Genomic DNA, 15565 nt, shown 5'->3' on the forward strand with positions numbered 1-15565 from the left:
ACGACATGGCGCCTCCTCTCATTCAGTTAAAAGACATCGCGCTGACCTTCGGCGGCACCCCGCTGCTCGACGGCGTCGAGCTTGCCGTCTCCGCCGGCGAACGCGTCTGCCTGATCGGCCGCAACGGCTCCGGAAAATCGACGCTTCTCAAGATCGTCGCAGGACTCGTGGAAGCGGATCGCGGCAGCCGCTTCGTGCAGCCCGGCGCGACGATCCGCTATCTGCCGCAGGAACCGGATTTCACCGGCTTCAGGACCACGCTCGCCTATGTCGAAGCCGGCCTCAACCCGGGCGACGATTCCTATCAGGCGCAATACCTGCTGGAGCAGTTCGGGCTCACAGGCTCTGAAGATCCCGCCAATCTGTCCGGCGGCGAAGCCCGGCGCACGGCGCTGGCGCGCGTGCTCGCGCCCTCGCCCGACATCCTGTTGCTGGACGAGCCGACCAACCATCTCGATCTCACCACCATCGAATGGCTCGAAGGCGAACTCGCCAGCCGGCGCACCGCGCTGGTGATGATCAGCCATGACCGGCGTTTTCTGTCCAATCTGTCGCGCGCCACCGTGTGGCTCGACCGCGGCCAGACCCGGCGCATCGAAAAAGGCTTCAGCGCGTTTGAGGAATGGCGCGACGAGGTGCTGGCGGAAGAAGAACGCGACCAGCACAAGCTCGACCGCAAGATCGTCGCCGAGGAACACTGGCTGCGCTATGGCGTCTCGGGCCGCCGCAAGCGCAACGTCAAGCGTCTCGGTAATCTGTTCGAACTGCGCGACCAGCGCCGCGACTATCGCGGAACCGCCGGCAAGGCGAACCTCGCAGCAGCCGAGGCTGAAAGCTCCGGCAAGCTGGTGATCGAAGCGAAGCACATCTTCAAGTCGTATGGCGATCGTCCCATCGTCGATGATTTCTCAATCCGGGTCGCGCGCGGCGACCGCATCGGCATCGTCGGCCCCAACGGCGCGGGCAAGACCACATTGATCAGCATGCTCACGGGCGCCGACAAGCCCGACACCGGCATGATCCGCCTCGGCGCCAACATCGAAATGGTGACGCTCGACCAACACCGCGAAAGCCTCGATCCGAAATCGACGCTGTCCGACGCGCTGACCGGCGGCCGTGGCGACAGCATCATGGTCAACGGCAAACCGAAGCACGTCATCAGCTACATGAAAGACTTCCTGTTCACGCAGGAGCAGGCCCGCACGCCGCTCGAAGTCCTGTCCGGCGGCGAGCGCGGACGTCTGATGCTGGCGCGCGCGCTGGCCAAGCCGTCCAACGTGCTGGTGCTGGACGAGCCGACCAACGATCTCGATCTCGAAACCCTCGACGTGCTCGAGGAAATGCTCGGCGACTATCAGGGCACGGTCATCCTTGTCAGCCACGACCGTGACTTCCTCGACCGCGTCGTAACGTCGGTGATCGCGCCGGAAGGCAACGGCAAGTGGGTCGAATATGCCGGCGGCTATTCCGACATGCTGGCACAGCGCGGCGAAGACCTGAAGCAGCGCGCGGCGGAATCTGCAGCGGCTGACAAGCCGAGAGAAAGCAAGGGCGTAGCGTCCGCGCCATCGTCGTCCTCAAAGCGTCGTCTCAACTTCAACGAGAAACACGCGCTCGAAACCTTGCCGAAGACGATGGCGAAGCTTCAGTCCGAGATCGCCAAACAGCAGAACCTGATGAGCGATCCCGAACTGTTCACGAAGGACCGCAAGAAGTTCGACGCGGCGTCAGCAGCCATCGCCAAGGCGCAGGCCGAACTGGACGTCGCCGAGGAAAAGTGGCTCGCGCTCGAAATGCTTCGCGAGGAGATCGAGAGTGGGGTTTAGCGCTTCAAATAGTCCAGCGCTCCGCGCGCGGCCGCAGCGCCCGTCGCGAAACATGCCTGCAACAGGTAGCCGCCAGTTGGCGCTTCCCAGTCCAGCATTTCGCCCGCGACGAACACGCCTGGCAACGAGCGCAGCATAAAATGCGTATCGATCTCGGCGAATGCAATTCCGCCCGCCGTCGAGATTGCGCGATCGATCGACGCAACGCCTGTCAGACGTACAGGGACCGCATTGACGAATGTCGCCAGTTGATCAGGCGACATTGTCGACGGAAGCAACCCGAACGCAATGGTCGCTTCCTGAAGCAATCCGATCGCGGCGGGAGACAATGCCGCCTGCTTTCTCAGATAGGTCGATAGCGATTGCTTCTTTCTCGGCGCGCCCAGGCGCTTCGCCAGATCGGCTTGCGGGATATCGGGCCGCAACGCGACGTGAAGAACGGCCTCGCCGTTCGCAAGCACCGCATCACGCACTGGCGCGGACAGCGCATACACCGCGCCGCCCTCGATGCCATCGCGCGTAATCGTCGCCTCACCGCGCACCGACTCACCGCCGAATGATAAAGCGATACTTTTCAGCGGCTCTCCTTGAAACCTGTCGCGGAACAAGTTCGACCAGTCGACACGAAATCCGCAATTGGCCGGACGCAACGGCGTAACACCGATTCCCTTGGCGCTCAGCGCATCGGTCCAGTCACCGTCCGCGCCGAGCCTTGGCCAGCTTGCACCGCCGAGGGCAATGACGGTGGCGTCAGGCCTGAACGACGCTGGGCCTTCGGGCGTCTCGAATTGCAGGTCGCCTTTCGCGCTCCATCCCGTCCAGCGATGGTTGAGCGCGAAGCGCACGCCCAGCTGATCGAGACGGCGCAGCCACGCGCGCAACAACGGCGATGCCTTGAAGACTTGGGGAAACACCCGGCCGCTCGAGCCGACGAAGGTCAGTTGACCCAACCCTTCACTCCACGCGCGCAATGCGTCGGGCGAAAACGCCTCGATAGCCGCGCGCAGATGCGGCGTCGCCTCGCGATAGCGCGGCAGGAACTGGTCAAGCGGTTCGCTATGCGTGAGGTTGAGGCCGCCGCGTCCGGCGAGCAAAAACTTTCGCCCGACAGACGGCATACGCTCATAGACGGTGACCTGCGCACCGCCCGCCGCCAAAACCTCAGCCGCCATCAGTCCCGCAGGACCGGCACCGATGATGGCGACATTCAAGATCTCAACCGCCCATCGGCGGAAGCTTGATACCCGCCGCCTTCGCGGCCTGCTCGACATACTTGAACGTCTGGAAGAACGCACCGCCCAGATCGCGTGCCGTCGACATGTCGCCGATCTTCGTGAAGTTCGCCGCAATGGCGTCCGGCGTCCATTGGTCCTTCGGCAGATTGAGGCCTTCGGTCTCGACGACCTTGATGACCGCGAACGAACCTGCGCCCGCGCCCATGATGGTACGGGTCGGCGCGTCCTCGCTCAGCAGATAGAGCACCGCCGGCGTGATCGCTTCCGGCTTCATCAATTCCAGAATTTCCGGCCCAATCAAGCCTTCGGTCATGCGGGTCGCCGCCGTCGGCGAGATCGTGTTGACGCGGATGTTCGTCTTGCGGCCTTCCTCGGCAAGAACATTCATCAGGCCGATCATGCCGGCCTTTGCGGCGGCGTAGTTCGCCTGCCCGAAGTTTCCAAACAGACCCGACGACGACGTGGTGACCACGATGCGTCCGTAGTTGCGCTCGCGCATCCCGTCCCACACCGCACGGCAGCAGTTGAACGTGCCGGTGAGATGCACCGCGATAACCTTGGCGAAATCGTCCGACTCCATCTTGCCGAACGACTTGTCGCGCAAGATGCCGGCGTTCGCGACCATCAGATCGACGCTGCCCCACTTCAACGCAGCGCGGGCGACCATCTCCTTGACCTGCTCGAAGTTCGAGACATCCGCGCCGTCGGCGATCGCTTCGCCGCCCGCCTTGCGGATTTCTTCCACGACGGCTTCCGCCGGACTGACCGAGCCGCCGCTGCCGTCACGCGCAGCGCCCATGTCGTTGACGACCACGCGCGCGCCTAGCTTCGCCAGTCCCAGCGCATGTGCGCGCCCGAGACCTGCACCCGCGCCGGTCACGACCGCAACGCGCCCATCGAATCTGATTGCCATGATCGTTCCCTGTATTATGCGAAGAAATGCATTCCGAGCCAGTCCGCGACCAGAGCGGGCTTCGACTCATCCTCGATTTCGAGCGTGGTTGCGGTACGCGCCAGCAATTCCTGCGGCGACTTCATCGTCACCTCGGACAACACGAAGCGCGCGCGCACCCGCTTGCCTGCGCGCACCGGCGTCAGAAATCTGATCTTGTCGAAACCGTAGTTGATCGACATCGCCGCGCCGTTCAATGTCGGCATCGTCGCATAGGCAAGCTTGGGCAGCACCGACAACGACAGGAAGCCATGCGCGATGGTCCCGCCAAACGGCGTCTCGCGCTTGGCGCGTTCCGGATCGATGTGGATAAACTGAAAATCCTCGGTCGCGTCAGCGAAGGCGTTGATCTGCTTCTGATCGATTGTATGCCATTCGGAGACGCCGAGCTCCTGGCCCACGAGCTTCACAAAGTCTTCGCGATCCATCGCAACGCCCATCCGGCTGTCCCCTGCTTCGAATTCGAACTGGATTGGCACATTCCACAGAACGGCGGCCCGGCCAAGTGAAAACTTTGACCGCAACAGGCTCCGGGGAATGGAAACTACCGCGTTCCGCCTGTGCCCACCTGCAATTCCGGAAAATCTTCCTCCCGGAATTCCGTGCCGCGCAGCGCGTCCGTGCGATCATTATCATGTTCAAGACGGCGCAGTTGAACGCGGCGAATCTTGCCGGAGATCGTCTTCGGCAGTTCAGTCACCAGTTCGATACGTCGGATACGCTTGAACGGCGCAAGGCGTGAATGGACATACTGGAAGATCGCCAACGCCGTTTCACGCGAGATCGCGGTGCCCGGCACAACCGACACGTAAGCCTTGGGAAGCGCGAGCCGGATCGGATCCGGCGTCGGCACGACGGCAGCCTCGGCCACCAGATCATGTTCGAGCAGCACACTCTCAAGTTCGAACGGGCTGATGCGATAGTCAGATGACTTGAATACGTCGTCGGAGCGGCCGACAAATGTCAGATAGCCGTCGTTATCGAGAAACACCACGTCACCGGTCTGATAGACCGCACCGTCCGCGCCCTTCGGCTTGCCGTCGTCGCCCTGATAACCCAGCATCAACCCTGCAGGACGATGCGCGCCCAGCACAAGACGCACCTCGCCTTCCTTCGCAGGATTGCCGTCGGCGTCCGCGACAGCCACCTTGTAACCCGGCAACGGCCGGCCCATCGATCCGATTTTCACCGGCTGACCGGGCGAATTCCCGGCCAGCGCCGTGGTTTCAGTCTGGCCGTAGCCATCGCGGATCGTCAGACCCCACGCCGCCTTGACTTGATCGATCACTTCCGGGTTAAGCGGCTCACCTGCGCCGCAGACTTCGCGCACCGAAACCTTGTAATCCGCGAGACGCTCCTGAATGAACAGCCGCCACACCGTCGGCGGCGCACATAACGTGGTCACGCCACAACGCGCGACGGTCGCGAGCAAACCTTTCGCATCGAAACGCGGCTGGTTGACGATGAAGATGGTTGCCCCCGCATTCCACGGCGAGAAGAAGCAGCTCCACGCATGCTTCGCCCAACCAGGCGAAGATATGTTGAGATGAATGTCGCCCGGCTGAAGCCCGAGCCAATACATCGTGGAGAGCGAGCCGACCGGATAACTGCTGTGGCTGTGCAGAACCAGCTTCGGCTTCGCCGTGGTGCCGGACGTGAAATAGAGCAACATCGGGTCGTCGGCGCCAGTCGTGCCGTCCGGTGTGAACGCGTCCGGATAGTTTGCAGCGTCCTCGAACCGCCGCCAGCCTTTATGTTCAGCAGTCGCGGCAACAACGATCTTCGTGAAGCCCTCACCGCCCAGACCTTCGAACTTCGCGACCTGATCCTGCGTCGCGACAACCGCCCTCGCCTTGCCGCGATCGAGACGGTCACGCAACTCATCCGCCGTCAGCAACGTCGTTGCGGGAATCACGATGACGCCGAGCTTCATGGCGGCAAGCATCGTTTCCCATAGCGGCACCACGTTGCCGAGCAGCAAGAGCAGATGATCGCCGCGCTTCAAACCGAGATCGCGCAGGAAATTCGCGGTCTGGTTGGAGCGGCGCGACAGTGCCGCGAAAGTCAGTCTGGTTTCGGTATTGCTGGCGGCGTCGACGATCCAGAGCGCCGTGCGGTCGCGGCTCTCCGCGGCGCTCGCCAGATCCGCGTCAAACCAGTCGAGCGCCCAGTTAAATTGCTTCTGATCGGGCCAGCGGAAGTCCGCGACGGCCTTGTCGTAGTCGGTGCGATGCTGAAGCAGGAATGCGCGCGCGTCCTGGAATGTCGTCATCAATGAATCCTATTTCGATGGCAGCCCGCGCACATGCTTGATGATGCCGGAAAAGTCCATGCCGCCATGACCGGCTTTCTCAAAGGCGTCATAGATGCTTTCCGCATGAGCGCCAAGCGGCGTTGCGGCGCCTGCCGCCTTTGCCGCCTCCTGCGACAACCGCAGGTCTTTCAGCATCAGTGCCGCCGCGAAACCCGGCTTGTATTCATTGTTGGCGGGCGATGCCGGAACCGGCCCCGGCACCGGGCAATAGGTCGTCAGGGACCAGCACTGGCCCGACGAGGTAGATGCCACATCAAACAGCGCCTGATGCGACAGGCCCAGCTTCTCGCCGAGAGCGAATGCTTCCGACACGCCGATCATCGAAATACCGAGGATCATGTTATTGCAAATCTTGGCGGCCTGCCCTGCACCACCTTTCCCGCAATGCACGACCTTCTTGCCCATGTTTTCGAGTAGAGGCTTTGCAGCAGCGAAAGCAAAATCCTCACCACCGCACATGAATGTCAGCGTCGCGCTTTTCGCGCCGCCCGTGCCGCCTGATACCGGCGCATCGATCGACGGCAAATTGTGTTCGGTCGCATGGGCATGCGCGAGGCGCGCGCTCTCAACGTCGATGGTGGAGCAATCGATCATCAACGTGTTCTTGCCGACAGACGGGATGATCTCCTTCCAAACGCTCAGAACGTGCTTGCCCGCCGGGAGCATGGTGACCACGACGTCAGCGCCCTTCACCGCATCCGCCGCTGATGCTGCAATGGTCACACCCTCCGCCTTGGCTGCATCCTTCGAGGCCTGCACAAGATCGAAGCCCTGCACCTTGTGCCCGGCCCTGACGAGGTTGGCCGCCATGGGACCGCCCATGTTGCCGAGACCGATGAATGCGACGTTTGCCATGTCCTGCCCTCGTTATCGTTGTTTTAATGACCACTCAGTCCGGAAACACCAGCTTGTATTTGGCGTTCGGTGCAAAATACTTCTCGACGATGTCCGGCGTGACATCTTCCAGCCTGGCCGGCGACCACTTCGGACTGCGGTCCTTATCGATGATGGCCGCGCGGACGCCCTCCACGAACTCGGCGCTGGTGAAAACCGTCAGCGCCGAATTGTACTCGCGGATCAGACATTCCTTGAGCGACTTGGAACCTCGCGCGCGCCGAAGCAACTCCAGCGTCACCTTGAGCGCCGTCGGAGAATTCGCGGACAACGCCTTTAACGTCGCAAGCGCAAATTCCGAGCCGTCCTGTTTCAGGGCCGCAACAATCTCTTCCATCGTGTTGTGTGCAAAAGTGCGATCAATGAGGCTGCGATGGTTCGCAATCGGCGCCTGAGCATCCGTCACCGCGAAAAGTCTCAGAATTGCGCGAACGTCGTCGCCAGTCGCCTGTAGCGGTGCATTTGCAAGCGCATCGCGCAATGCCGGCCAATCGCCCGACACGATCAACACATCCGCGGCACCGACATAAACCGCGTCCGCCCCGCTCATCGGCTTTCCGGTCAGTGCGAAATAAGTCCCGACCTCGCCGGGCGCCCGCGAAAGCAGCCATGTTCCGCCCACGTCGGGGAAAAAACCAAGGCTGACTTCCGGCATCGCCATTTTCGTTTTCTCGGTGACGATCCGATACGCGCTATGCGCCGAAATGCCGACGCCGCCACCCATGACGAGACCGTCCATGTAGGCGACATAAGGCTTGGGAAATTCCGGGATGCGCGCGTTCAGGATATATTCTTCGCGCCAGAACACCGGCCCGAGATCGCCGCCCGCTTTCGCACTGTCATGAAGTCCGCGAATGTCACCGCCCGCACAGAGCCCGCGGTCCCCCGCACCTTCCAGCAGGATCAGCGACACGCCGGGGTCCGCCTCAAATGTATCGAGCGCCGCCACAATCCCGCGCGTCATTCCCAATGTCAGTGCATTGATCGTCTTCGGGCGGTTAAGCCGGATGATTCCGGCCGCGCCGTCCCGGCAAACGATCAGGTCATTGTCCGCCCCGGCCACCGCCGTCGCGTGCGCACTCATCGCGCTCCCTCGATCAGTTTGCGCGCGACGATCACGCGCATGATCTCATTGGTTCCTTCGAGGATTTGATGCACGCGCAAATCCCTTACGATTTTCTCTATGCCGTATTCGGAGAGATAGCCGTAGCCACCATGCAATTGCAGCGCCTGGTTGGCAACCTCGAAGCCCGCATCGGTACCGAAGCGCTTGGCCATCGCACACAACATCGTGGCATCCGGGTCCTTGCGGTCGAGCGCCGCGGCAGCGCGCCACAAGAAGGTACGCGCGGCCTCGAGCTCGATTGCCATGTCCGCAAGACGAAACTGCAGCGCCTGGAATTCATCGAGGCGCTGGCCGAAGGCCCTGCGCTCCTTCATGTAGGCAAGCGACTTGTCGAGGGCGGACTGCGCTCCGCCAAGCGAACAGGCCGCAATATTGAGCCGTCCGCCGTCAAGGCCCGCCATTGCGATCTTGAAGCCGATCCCCTCTTCGCCGAGACGGTTGGCAACGGGCACGCGTGCATTCTCGAAGATAACGGCGCGCGTGGGTTGCGCATTCCATCCCATCTTGCGCTCATTGGCGCCGAACGACACACCCGGCGTGTTGCCTTCGATGACCAGCGTGGAAATGCCGCCTGCGCCGTTGCCGCCGGTGCGCACCATAGCGACATAAATATCGCCCGCGCCTGCGCCCGAGATAAATTGTTTCTGACCGTTGAGAACATAATGATCGCCGTCACGCACCGCGCGCGTGCCAAGCGCCGCCGCATCCGAGCCCGCGCCGGGCTCGGTGAGCGCATAGCTTGCGATCAGTTCCATCGTACAGAGCCGCGGCAGCCACTTTTGCCGCTGCGCATCCGAGCCGTAGGCGTCGATCATCCATGACGCCATGTTGTGGATCGAGATGAACGCCGACACCGTCGGACAGCCCGTCGCCAGCGCCTCGAAGATCAGCGCCGCGTCGAACCGGGTCAGCGCCGAGCCGCCGACATCATCGCGGATGTAGATGCCACCGATGCCGAGCGCCGCCGCTTCGCGCATCACGTCGACGGGGAAAAACTTTTCCTCGTCCCATTTCAGCGCGAACGGCGCGATCTTCTCGGCCGCGAACTCGCGCGCCATGTCGCGAACCGCGATTTGATCCTCGGTCAGAGCGAATTGCATGGCGCGCCGTCCTTAGCTTGTGGGCATGGCGAAGTCGGCGCCTTCCTTGATGCCCGACGGCCAACGCGCGGTGACGGTCTTGGTCTTGGTGTAGAACCGCACGGAATCCGGACCATACTGGTTGAGGTCGCCGAAGCCCGAACGCTTCCAGCCGCCGAAGGTATAATAAGCTACCGGCACCGGGATCGGTACGTTGATGCCGACCATTCCGACATTGACCTTCGCGGCAAAGTCACGCGCCGCGTCGCCGTCGCGGGTGAAGATCGCAACGCCGTTGCCGTAATCGTGGTCCGACGGCAGCGCCAGCGCTTCGTTGTAGTCGTTGGCACGCACCACCGACAGCACGGGGCCGAATATCTCTTCCTTGTAGATGCGCATATCCTTGGTGACGTTGTCGAACAGACAGCCACCCATGTAGAAGCCGTTCTCGTAGCCCTGCATTTTGAAGCCACGACCGTCGACGGCGAGCTTGGCGCCTTCCTTGATGCCGACTTCGACGTAGTCCTTGACGCGCTCCAGCGCCGCCTTGGTCACGAGCGGACCGAAATCCGCGCTGAGATCGGTTGAAGGGCCGATCTTGAGGCTCTCGACGCGAGGAATGAGTTTTTCCATCATGCGGTCGGCGGTCGTCTTGCCAACGGGCACAACGACAGAAATGGCCATGCAGCGTTCGCCGGCAGCGCCGTAACCCGCACCGACCAGTGCATCAACCGTCTGGTCCATATCGGCATCGGGCATGACGATGGCGTGATTCTTCGCTCCGCCAAAGCACTGTGCGCGCTTGCCGGTCGCCGCGGCACGCTCGTAAATGTACTGCGCGATCGATGACGAGCCGACGAAGCCGACGGCGCTGATATCCCGATCGTCGAGAATGGCGTCCACTGCTTCCTTGTCGCCGTTGACGCAATTCAAAATGCCCGGCGGCAATCCCGCTTCGAGCATCAGTTCGCAAAGCTTCATCGGCACGCTGGGATCGCGCTCCGACGGCTTCAGAATGAACGCATTGCCGCAGGCGATCGCCGGCGCAAACTTCCACATCGGGATCATCGCCGGGAAATTGAACGGCGTGATGCCGGCAACGATGCCAAGCGGCTGGCGCATCGAATAGAGATCGATGCCCGGACCCGCGCCTTCCGTGTATTCGCCCTTCATCAGCTGGGGGATGCCCAGCGCAAATTCCACAACCTCGACCCCTCGCAGGATGTCGCCCTTGGCGTCGGGAATGGTCTTGCCATGCTCGCGCGCAAGCAATTCAGCCAGCGCATCGTTGTCGCGCGCCACAAGTTCGAGAAATTTCATCAATACGCGAACGCGGCGCTGCGGGTTGGTATTGGCCCAAGCCGGCTGGGCAGCCTTGGCGTTCTCGACCGCCGCGCGCATTTCCGCTTTGGACGCCAGCGCGACCTGGGCCTGAACTTCGCCCGTCATAGGTAAAAACACGTCGGCAAAACGTCCCGACGTGCCCTTGACCTCGCGGCCACCAATGAAATGCCCGATCGTACGCATAAGTATCCTCCAAAAGCGTGTGTTTTGAGGATGCTAGCACTGTCCGCGAGGGCATTGGAACGGGGTTCTGCGCACAGCTCGGTGGCGCGCTACGCAAAGAACCACCTTGACGAAACACCCGGGCTGGTCAGGCGCCGCTCTTGGATGCCCTGGTTTTTCTCACGCGAGGTTTCGGCACATTCTCGACCCGCAACGCGCCCTGTCGGCCCGCAGCGAGGACCTCGTCCGAAAATTCTCCCGTCCCGGCCATCCGCGCCAGAATCATGGTCCCCATCATGGTGGAAAGCGTTGCAATAGCCTCCCGCCGTGCGGCCTTCGCGGTTTGCGCCGGCATCTGCTCCGAAATGACATCGATCATTTCCTCCAGCTTCGCGGCCACGGCCTTGCGCGTCTTGGGGCTCGCGCGGTGCACCTCCGCCCCCAGCGACGGCAATGCACAACCGTTGCCGACATCGTCGCGATGCTGGGCCGTGAGATACCCGTTGACGATGGATGATAGCTGCTTGCCTTCAGGCGCCTGCTCGGCGCGCTTGCGCCACCGCTTCGCGGTCTGGTCCATGGCGTGCGCAAAGGCTTCGCCGATCAGCGCATCGCGCGAGGCAAAGTGCGCATAAAAGCCGCCATGGGTAAGACCGGCTTCCTTCATCAACTCAGCGACGCCGAGGCTCGCCGCGCCGCGCTCGCGCAGGCGCACGGATGCGTTCTTCACGATCCGCTCGTGGGTCTCGGCCTTATGGTCCTTCGAGTAGCGCATCGGCGCCTCATCACATGTTTCAGATCATATAATAGCACAATCTTCGCCCACCGGAGCCCGCAATATGCGAAAATAGCTGCCATGCGCCGCATTTGACGAGGGAAAGATGATCGCGCACCATCGCCATCAAGCTCCAAAACAGCAACCGTCAGGCCCCGATACATGCAAACCATCAACGATTATTGCAACGTCGTGCGCGGCGAAAACGGCGTTGCAACATTAACGATCAGCAATGCCGGGCCGCTCAATATCGTCAACTCTCAGGTTATCCGCGGCGTTCGGGAGGGACTGGAACAGCTCGCGAACGACCACGACATTCGCGTTCTGATCGTGCGGGGCTCCGGCGAGAAAAGCATGATCGGCGGCGCGGACATCAAGGAGATGGCGATTCTTGATCAAGCTTCCGCCGAGACCTTCATCACCGGCCTGCGCGACCTTTGTGAAGCGGTCCGGCAATTTCCAACGCCGGTGATCGCGAGGCTGCGGGGATGGTGCCTCGGCGGCGGACTGGAATTTGCTGCGGCGTGCGATTTGCGGATCGCGTCGCAAGACGCGAAGTTCGCCATGCCGGAGGTCAAGGTCGGCATTCCCTCGGTCATCCACGCGGCGTTGCTGCCTCGGCTGATTGGCTGGGGCCGCGCCCGCTGGCTGATCCTGACCGCCGCAACAATCGATGCCCCCACCGCGCTGAGCTGGGGACTGGTCGATCAGGTCGTGCCCGATGCCGACCTCGATTCGGCGATTGCAGTAGTCGCGGGAGGAATTGCAGAGTGCGGGCCCGAGGTCATGCGGAACCAGAAAGCGCTTCTGCGGCAGTGGGAAGAGCTTGCGCTCACCGAATCCATCAATCTCAGCGTCGGCGTGTTCGGCAAGTCATTCCTGACCGGCGAACCACAGCGTCACATGCAGGCATTTCTCGATAGACGAAAATAACTCATCCGACGCAAGAAAATAAGTCATGCGAATTTTGGCATGCCACGGGTGCGTTTTAAACGTGCGGCAGCTTGTCGGCGCAGGATTCATGCTTTTATTGTCCGCACGCCGATTGCAATTTGTGTATCCCTTCATATGATACTCGTCATCCAAACTCACAATCCCTGCGCACGCGGGTCATCAGGAGAGTTGCATGTCTTCATCCGATCCCGTCGTCATCGTATCCGCAGTTCGCACACCTCTTGGCCGCTTCCAGGGAGATCTATCGTCATTCAGCGCGCATAACCTCGGCTCTCATGCCATCGGCGCGGCGCTTGAGCGGGCGAAGCTGTCGCCCGAGCGAATCGATGAAGTCTTCATGGGCTGCGTTCTCCCCGCCGGACAGGGCCAGGCCCCCGCCCGCCAGGCCGCGCGCGGCGCCAAACTGCCGGATGCCACAGGCGCGACCACCATCAACAAGGTTTGCGGCTCAGGCATGAAGGCCACCATGCTGGCTCACGACATCATCAATGCCGGTTCGGCAGAGATCGTCGTCTCCGGCGGCATGGAAAGCATGACCAATGCGCCATACCTCCTTCAAAAAGCACGCGGCGGTTATCGCGTCGGCCACGACCGCATCATCGACCACATGATGATGGACGGTCTTGAGGATGCCTACGAAACCGGCCGCTCGATGGGCGACTTCGGTGAAGCCGCCGCGGAAGCTTACCAGTTCAGCCGCAAGGATCAGGACGAATACGCAATGGAGACACTGACCCGCGCTCGCAATGCGGTTCAGAACGGCTCATTCAAAAAAGAAATCGCGCCGATCTCCGTCAAGGAAAAGGCAGGCGTTCGCGTTGTCGAGAATGACGAGCATCCGCTGAAGGTCGATCCCGCCAAGATTCCGAACCTGAAGCCCGCATTCCGCGCCAACGGCACGATCACACCGGCAGCATCCTCGGCAAATGCCGACGGCGCGGCTGCGCTGGTTTTGACGCGCCGCTCGATCGCGGAGCGCGAAGGTCTGCCGATCCTTGCCGAAATCAAGGGCCACTCGACCCACAGCCAGGCTCCCGACTGGTTCACGACTGCCCCAATTCCGGCGATCCGCAAACTGCTCGACAAAGTGGGCTGGAAAGTCAGCGACGTCGACTTGTTCGAAATCAATGAAGCTTTCGCCGTGGTGCCGATGGCAGCCGCGAAAGATCTCGGAATTCCGCGCGATAGGCTCAACGTCAACGGCGGCGCCTGCGCGCTCGGCCATCCGATCGGGGCAACCGGCGCACGTCTGATCGTGACCTTGCTGCACGCGATGGAGAAGAACAACGTGAAGCGCGGCATTGCTTCGCTCTGCATCGGCGGCGGTGAAGCAACCGCCATCGCGGTCGAGCGCAAGCTCAACTGATCGCCGTCGCCAACTTGCAATGCGCCGGCGGCTCGTTCCGCTGGCGTCGTAACCGCACCCGGCAAGCGGGCTGCGTTGTTCCTGGGCAACCTGTGGTGAGATCGTGAAACGAAACAGCGCGATACGACGGATCGTCGTCACTGGAATGGGCGCGGTCTCTCCGCTCGGCGTCGGCGTGGAGAGCAACTGGTCACGGCTGATCGCGGGACAGTCCGGCATCCGAGCGATGTCGGACAACGCCGCGGCCGACTTGCCTGCCAAGGTCTCGGGCGCAGTACCTGACATCGCGGATGATCCCGAATTCGGTTTCGATCCGGACCGCGCAGCGCCGCGCAAGGATCAGAAGAAGATGGACCGTTTCATCCAGTTCGCTCTGCTGGCGGCGGATGAGGCGATCGCACAGGCCGGATGGAAACCGGAAGACGCGCGTTCGCGCGAACGGACCGCAACCATCATCGGCTCCGGCGTCGGTGGATTTCCTGCCATCGTCGATGCTGTCCGCACCGCCGACGAACGCGGCGTGCGCCGTCTCTCGCCTTTCACCGTCCCCTCGTTTCTCGTCAATCTTGCTGCCGGGCAGGTTTCGATCCGTCATGGATTCAAAGGCCCGCTGGGCGCGCCGGTAACGGCATGTGCAGCTGGCGTGCAGGCCATCGGCGATGCCGCGCGGCTCCTGCTCGCGGGTGAAGCGGATGTCGCAATCGCAGGCGGCGCTGAAGCCTGCATCGATCGCGTCAGTCTCGGCGCATTCGCCGCAGCCCGCGCGCTCTCGACCGGTTTCAACGACGAACCGCGGCGCGCGTCGCGCCCCTTCGACAGGGACCGCGACGGCTTCGTGATGGGCGAAGGCGCCGGCATTCTTGTGATCGAGACGCTCGATCATGCACTCGACCGCGGAGCGACGCCGATCGCCGAACTCGTCGGCTACGGAACCACGTCCGACGCCTATCACATGACGGCCGGCCCGGACGATGGCGACGGCGCGCGCCGTTCTATCGAGATCGCGTTGCGGCAAGCGGGAATTTCCCCAGTGGAAGTGCAGCACCTCAATGCCCATGCCACATCGACGCCGGTCGGCGACAGCGGCGAACTGGCGGCGATCAAGGCCGTGTTCGGCACCGAAGGCCGTGTTGCGGTAAGCTCGACCAAATCCGCCACGGGGCACCTGCTTGGTGCGGCGGGCGGCCTCGAGGCCATTTTCTCGGTGCTCGCGTTGCGTGACCAGATTGCGCCCGCCACGCTCAATCTCGATCATCCGGATGCGGCCGCGGAAGGCATCGACCTTGTGCGCGGCGCAGCCCGGCCGATGGCGATTGAGCATGTGCTGTCGAACGGCTTCGGCTTCGGCGGCGTCAACGCGAGCGTTCTGTTCCGCGCCTGGTAAACAAAATACGCGCGGCCGTTATCAGGCCGGCTTGCGCAATAACCGCTTGTTTTTGGGAGTGAGATAGTCTCGCGTGATCGCGGTCTACAAGGCCGGACATAGTTGGACCGCTTCTGTTCAGGCCGCCCGGGCTGGCCTAAGACAGGGCTTAAGC

The 15565-nt window shown here is 62.2% G+C and carries 13 protein-coding genes; 4 read left to right on the top strand and 9 right to left on the bottom strand.

All coding sequences use genetic code 11. The features are described 5' to 3' along the window. Nucleotides 1-5 precede the first annotated feature (5 nt). Entirely contained in the window at nt 6-1826 is a 1821-nt protein-coding gene (locus AC07UB_RS03635; protein WP_494652127.1) for an ABC-F family ATP-binding cassette domain-containing protein, read from the top strand. Here the strand turns inward: AC07UB_RS03635 and AC07UB_RS03640 are convergent. The 9 genes from AC07UB_RS03640 to AC07UB_RS03680 all read right to left on the bottom strand — a co-directional run bounded on the left by AC07UB_RS03640 (nt 1823) and on the right by AC07UB_RS03680 (nt 11707). Further along, on the bottom strand, nt 1823-3037 hold the full coding sequence (locus AC07UB_RS03640; protein ID WP_494652125.1) for a BaiN/RdsA family NAD(P)/FAD-dependent oxidoreductase: 1215 nt from the start codon (nt 3035-3037) through the stop codon (nt 1823-1825). The genes AC07UB_RS03635 and AC07UB_RS03640 overlap by 4 nt on opposite strands. A gap of 4 nt (nt 3038-3041) precedes the next feature. Next, a complete protein-coding gene (locus AC07UB_RS03645) occupies nt 3042-3974 on the bottom strand; it encodes an SDR family NAD(P)-dependent oxidoreductase (protein WP_494652123.1) in 933 nt (310 codons plus the stop codon). 14 nt (nt 3975-3988) lie between these two features. Continuing rightward, on the bottom strand, nt 3989-4453 hold the full coding sequence (locus tag AC07UB_RS03650; RefSeq protein ID WP_494652122.1) for a MaoC family dehydratase: 465 nt from the start codon (nt 4451-4453) through the stop codon (nt 3989-3991). Between the two features lie 104 nt (nt 4454-4557). Continuing rightward, nucleotides 4558-6285 carry an AMP-binding protein gene (locus AC07UB_RS03655; protein ID WP_494652120.1) on the bottom strand — a complete coding sequence of 576 codons (1728 nt, stop codon included), beginning with the start codon at nt 6283-6285 and terminating at the stop codon, nt 4558-4560. Nucleotides 6286-6294: 9 nt separating this feature from the next. Next, nucleotides 6295-7182, bottom strand: a complete 888-nt coding sequence (gene mmsB / locus AC07UB_RS03660; RefSeq protein WP_492788988.1) for a 3-hydroxyisobutyrate dehydrogenase — start codon at nt 7180-7182, stop codon at nt 6295-6297. 34 nt (nt 7183-7216) lie between these two features. Continuing rightward, nucleotides 7217-8305 carry an enoyl-CoA hydratase/isomerase family protein gene (locus tag AC07UB_RS03665; RefSeq protein WP_492788987.1) on the bottom strand — a complete coding sequence of 363 codons (1089 nt, stop codon included), beginning with the start codon at nt 8303-8305 and terminating at the stop codon, nt 7217-7219. Next, nucleotides 8302-9447, bottom strand: coding sequence for an acyl-CoA dehydrogenase family protein (locus AC07UB_RS03670; RefSeq protein WP_492788986.1), 1146 nt, complete (start codon nt 9445-9447; stop codon nt 8302-8304). The genes AC07UB_RS03665 and AC07UB_RS03670 overlap by 4 nt, the downstream gene beginning before the upstream one ends. Nucleotides 9448-9459: 12 nt before the next feature. Further along, entirely contained in the window at nt 9460-10953 is a 1494-nt protein-coding gene (locus AC07UB_RS03675) for a CoA-acylating methylmalonate-semialdehyde dehydrogenase (RefSeq protein WP_492788985.1), read from the bottom strand. 127 nt (nt 10954-11080) lie between these two features. Then, nucleotides 11081-11707: a TetR/AcrR family transcriptional regulator gene (locus AC07UB_RS03680; protein ID WP_492788984.1), complete on the bottom strand. Its 627-nt coding sequence runs from the start codon at nt 11705-11707 to the stop codon at nt 11081-11083. Nucleotides 11708-11869: 162 nt separating this feature from the next. On the opposite strand from AC07UB_RS03680, the gene AC07UB_RS03685 reads away from it, so the two are divergent. The 3 genes from AC07UB_RS03685 to fabF all read left to right on the top strand — a co-directional run bounded on the left by AC07UB_RS03685 (nt 11870) and on the right by fabF (nt 15411). Then, nucleotides 11870-12640, top strand: coding sequence for an enoyl-CoA hydratase (locus AC07UB_RS03685; RefSeq protein WP_492788983.1), 771 nt, complete (start codon nt 11870-11872; stop codon nt 12638-12640). Between the two features lie 193 nt (nt 12641-12833). Next, on the top strand, nt 12834-14027 hold the full coding sequence (locus tag AC07UB_RS03690) for an acetyl-CoA C-acyltransferase (RefSeq protein WP_492788982.1): 1194 nt from the start codon (nt 12834-12836) through the stop codon (nt 14025-14027). A 121-nt stretch (nt 14028-14148) separates the two neighbouring features. After that, on the top strand, nt 14149-15411 hold the full coding sequence (gene fabF / locus AC07UB_RS03695) for a beta-ketoacyl-ACP synthase II (RefSeq protein ID WP_492792609.1): 1263 nt from the start codon (nt 14149-14151) through the stop codon (nt 15409-15411). The last annotated feature ends 154 nt before the right edge of the window (nt 15412-15565 follow it).

The organism is Afipia sp. GW821-FHT04G03 (genome assembly GCF_059419985.1).